This window comes from Eggerthella sp. (assembly GCF_048329335.1).
Classification (GTDB): Bacteria; Actinomycetota; Coriobacteriia; order Coriobacteriales; family Eggerthellaceae; genus Eggerthella; species Eggerthella lenta.
Window position 1 is genome coordinate 1 of sequence record NZ_DBFEGU010000098.1, and the last position, 3,933, is coordinate 3,933.

Sequence of the window (3,933 nt, forward strand, 5' to 3'; positions counted from 1 at the left end):
GGAGCAGGCGTACCGCCTGGCGGAATCGTCGTTCATCGAAGGCGGTGTGAACCGCGTCGTCATGGCGTCGGACGGCGACCTCAACGTGGGCATCTCGTCCGAGAGCGAGCTGCACGACTTCGTCGAGCAGAAGCGCGAGACCGGCGTGTACCTCTCGGTGCTGGGATTCGGCTCGGGCAACTACAAGGACAACAAGATGGAGACGCTGGCCGACCACGGCAACGGCGCCTACCACTACATCGACTGCGCCGAAGAAGCCCGACGGGTGCTCGGCCGGAACCTCCGTGCGAACCTCGTGCCGCTTGCCGACGATGTGAAGATCCAGGTGGAATTCAATCCTGACCGGGTGAAGGGCTATCGGCTGATCGGCTACGAGAACCGCGCGCTCGCCGACGAGGAGTTCCGCGACGATGCGGGCGAGGTGGGCGCGGGCCATGCGTTCACCGTGGCGTACGAGATCGTCCCCGCAGGATCGGCGTTCGAGGTGGGCGCGTCCGCATCGAAATACGGAAGCGATGCCGACGACCGGCAGGACGGTCGCCGCTCCGAAGCGAACGGCGGAGAATGGCTGACGTGCACGATGCGCTACCGCCCTGCGGGAACCGTCGAAGCGGTGGAGCAGGCGCTGGTGGTCGACGATGAGAGCTGCACCGACGATCCGAACGGAGATTGGACGTTCGCCGCCGCCGTCATCGAGTGCGGCATGGCGCTGCACCGCTCGCCCCATGCCGGCGCCGCCACCCTCGAAAGCGCCCGCGACCTGCTGGCAAGCTGCGAGCTCACCGACCAGCAGCAAGGCTTCGAAACCCTCCTCGCCGACCTCGCCCGCCAAGAGGGAGCGCACGGGTCATGCAACCGGTACTGAGCTACGCGATCAAAGCTTCTATGGCGTCGAGTTCTTCGCGGTGCAAGTCGAGCGACTCCCACAGATCCACGTTGCGCTGCAGGTTGAGCCAATACTCGGCCGACGTGCCGAACAGGCGGCTAAGCCGCATCGCCATCTCGGTGCTCACCGCGCGCCGCTCGCGCACCACTTCGTTCACCGACTGGCGCGACACACCCAAACGCTTCGCAAGCGATGCAACCGTCAACCCGTAATCGGGCATGAACTCTTCGCGCAGGACCTCGCCCGGATGCGTGGGCTTGCGCGCCATCAATATCATATGCTGCTCCATCTTCCCACCTGCCTCAATGGTAGTCGCACAACGCGACATCGTACGCATGCTGGCCCTCGAAGCGAAAGCAAAGCCGCCACTGGTCGTTCACCGAAATCGCGTGCATTCCCGCCCGATCTCCTTTGAGGGCATGCAGCCTGTTACCGGGCGGAACCCGCAAGTCTTCAAGCGTGAGCGCCGCATCGATCATATCGAGCTTGCGCGCCGTGCGCGCAGCCACGTCCGACGAAATGCGCTTGCACGAACCGTCGGTGAACAGCCGCTCCGTGTCTTTATCGGCAAACGTTTTAATCATGGCAGAATTGTAACGCGTCACGTGACAAGAGTCAATGCTTTTGGTTACCCGGCAGGAAGCCGTCGAGCTCGGCGTCCAGTTCGGCAAGGCGCTTCACGCGAGGATGCTCGTCCAGCACGCCGCGAGCCATGACCATGCGCACGTCGCGAAGCGCCTCCAGGTTCTCCAGGGGGTTGCGGTCGAGCACGATGAGGCCGGCCGCCTTGCCCGCCTCGACGGAGCCCGTCTCGTCGCCCAGCCCCAGGATGCGCGCGTTGCCCAGCGTGGCCGTATGCAGCGCCATCTGACGCGACGCGCCCACGATGCGCTCGAAGTACACCACCTCGCGCCACATGTCGTACTGGGTGATGTAGGGGCACGACGAATCGGTTCCCAAACCTACGGGGATCCCCGCCGCCAGCGCCTGCTTCGCCGCCTGCACGATGCCCTCGAACACGATGCGGCCGTTCACCTTCTGCACCTCGGTGGAATGCGTTTTGGCGGGATCGAGCTCCACGAACGGAAGCGCGGGCGAGACGGTGCAGGTCAGCGACGAGGCGCGCCCGGCTCCGTTGCGCTTGAACAGCGCGATCAGCTCGTCGTCCAGCGGGGCGCCGTGCTCGATGGTGTCCACGCCGGCCTCGAGGCCCACGCGCACGCCCTCGGCGCTTTCGATGTGCGCGGCGGTGCGCAGGCCCAGCTTGCGTGCCTCGTCGCAAGCCGCCTGCGCGACCTCGGGCGACATGCGCAGCACGCCCGGCTCGCCCTCCACCTCGGCGTCGAACACGCCTCCCGTGACGAACAGCTTCACCAGGTCGCACTTGTGCGAGAAGCAGTCGCGCACGATGGCGCGCGCCTCTTCCGGCGTGGACGCGACATGCGCGAACAAACCCGCCCCGTGGCCGCCGGGCACCGTGACCCCCACACCGGACGTGACCAGCCGCGGACCCGGATGCTTCCCCGCGTTGATGGCATCGCGCACGTCCACGTCGGCGAACCCAGGATCGCCCACCGAGCGCACCGTGGTCACGCCGCTGGCCAGCTGCTGCTGCGCGTGCGCCCTGATCGTGCGGCGCAGGTACCACCTGCCCAGCGGGTTACCCACCACCTTGTCGATGAGGTCGCCTGCGGCGCCGGCGCTCGTGGGCTTGCCCGAGCCGCACAGGTGCACGTGCAGGTTCACCAGGCCCGGCGCCAGATACGCTCCCGCCAGATCGATCTCGCGCGCGCCCAACGGCCCCACGGTAGAGGCGGCGGGGCCCACCTTCTCGATGACGCCCTCGTTCACCACGACGGTCATGTTGGGCTGCGGCTCCATGCCCTCGGTGCCGTCGAGCACGGTCGCATGGGTGAAAACGTAGGAGGTCATGGCGTTCCTTTCGGTTGGGGCAAAGGCGCCGCCGCGCTCGCCGAAGCGGCGCGTCGCGCATCTCTCAGTATACGCCGTCGCGAACCGCGCGCGAAACGGCATAAACGATATGCGGCATGTCCACGTCACGATAGCGCTTCACAAACGAACCCTCCGGCTTCATACCGTTGCGGAGCGCCACCTTTTGAGAGGGGATGTTCGTGTCGCGAATAATGGAATACACTGTATCGACGCCCACCTGGTCGAACGCATAATCTCGACACACCCGCGCCGCCTCCGTCGCGTACCCGCGATGCCAAAACGACCGCCGAAACAGGTAGCCCACTTCCACGACGCGCACGCCGTCTGCATCCTGATAGGTGAGCCCACATTGACCGATCATGGCGCCCGTTTCCTTGAGCACGACCGCCCACAATCCGAAGCCGTCGCGCGCATAGCGCTCCATCTGGCGATCAAGCCATGCCTGCGCCTCGTCGTCTGACAGCGCGCCCTCGTAGGCGTACATGGTCTCGTCATCCTGAAGGATAGCGCAAAGCGCGGCGAGGTCGCTCTGGCCCATCTCGCGAAGCAGCAGCCGCTCGGTCTCGAGGACGAAGCGCCCGGCAGGCCGACCCGCGCTCACGGGCGCCTCCCGTCGGCCACGCCCAGGCGCTCGGCCGTCTCAGCGAGCGCCGCCGCCGTGATCGGCCGCCCCTCTCCCACGTGCACGGCGATGCACGAGAAGCTGGGCTTGTCGGCCGTGAACAAGCCCAGCTCGCGCGACGCGGCGCGCACGTCGTCTTTCGTCATGCCCGCGCGACGCAGCGGCGACACCACGCCCAGCTCGGCGAGCGCCTGGAAGCCGGGGCGGTTCGCCGGATCGTCCGTGACGTTCGTGCCGTCGGCCAGCACCTCGAAGCCGTCCTCGGCCATGCGCGCGAGGATGGTGGAGAAGATGAACGTCTTGCAGCGGTAGCACCTATCGGGCCCGTTCGCGCAGATCTCGCCCTGCGCCAGCACGTCGGCGTCGACCAGCTCGAAGTCCGCCCCCAGCTCGGCGGCGAGGCGCTGCGCGTCCTCGATCTCGAAGGCGGGCTGGAACGCCGTACGCACGCCGTACGCTCTCACGTCGCATC

Annotated in this window: 6 protein-coding genes; 1 reads left to right on the forward strand and 5 read right to left on the reverse strand. The window is 66.8% G+C overall.

Annotation, left to right across the window (positions count from 1 at the left end; genetic code table 11):
* Nucleotides 1-865 (forward strand): vWA domain-containing protein (locus tag ACMO6A_RS03105; RefSeq protein WP_418470766.1); only part of this gene is annotated, 865 nt, incomplete at its 5' end.
* 1 nt (nucleotide 866) lies between these two features.
* On the opposite strand, the gene ACMO6A_RS03110 is transcribed toward ACMO6A_RS03105, so the two are convergent.
* From ACMO6A_RS03110 to ACMO6A_RS03130, 5 genes are all read right to left on the reverse strand, one after another.
* Complete coding sequence (locus ACMO6A_RS03110) at nucleotides 867-1,175, reverse strand: HigA family addiction module antitoxin (protein WP_015760381.1); 309 nt, start codon at nucleotides 1,173-1,175, stop codon at nucleotides 867-869.
* A gap of 13 nt (nucleotides 1,176-1,188) precedes the next feature.
* Nucleotides 1,189-1,470 (reverse strand): type II toxin-antitoxin system RelE/ParE family toxin, encoded by a 282-nt coding sequence (locus tag ACMO6A_RS03115; protein WP_015760380.1) that lies wholly within the window; start codon nucleotides 1,468-1,470, stop codon nucleotides 1,189-1,191.
* 31 nt (nucleotides 1,471-1,501) lie between these two features.
* Complete coding sequence (locus tag ACMO6A_RS03120; protein WP_418470767.1) at nucleotides 1,502-2,818, reverse strand: amidohydrolase family protein; 1,317 nt, start codon at nucleotides 2,816-2,818, stop codon at nucleotides 1,502-1,504.
* Nucleotides 2,819-2,882: 64 nt separating this feature from the next.
* On the reverse strand, nucleotides 2,883-3,440 hold the full coding sequence (locus ACMO6A_RS03125; protein ID WP_015760378.1) for a GNAT family N-acetyltransferase: 558 nt from the start codon (nucleotides 3,438-3,440) through the stop codon (nucleotides 2,883-2,885).
* Nucleotides 3,437-3,933: ExsB family transcriptional regulator (locus tag ACMO6A_RS03130; RefSeq protein WP_418470768.1), on the reverse strand; the 497-nt coding region annotated here is incomplete at its 5' end. The genes ACMO6A_RS03125 and ACMO6A_RS03130, both read right to left, overlap by 4 nt.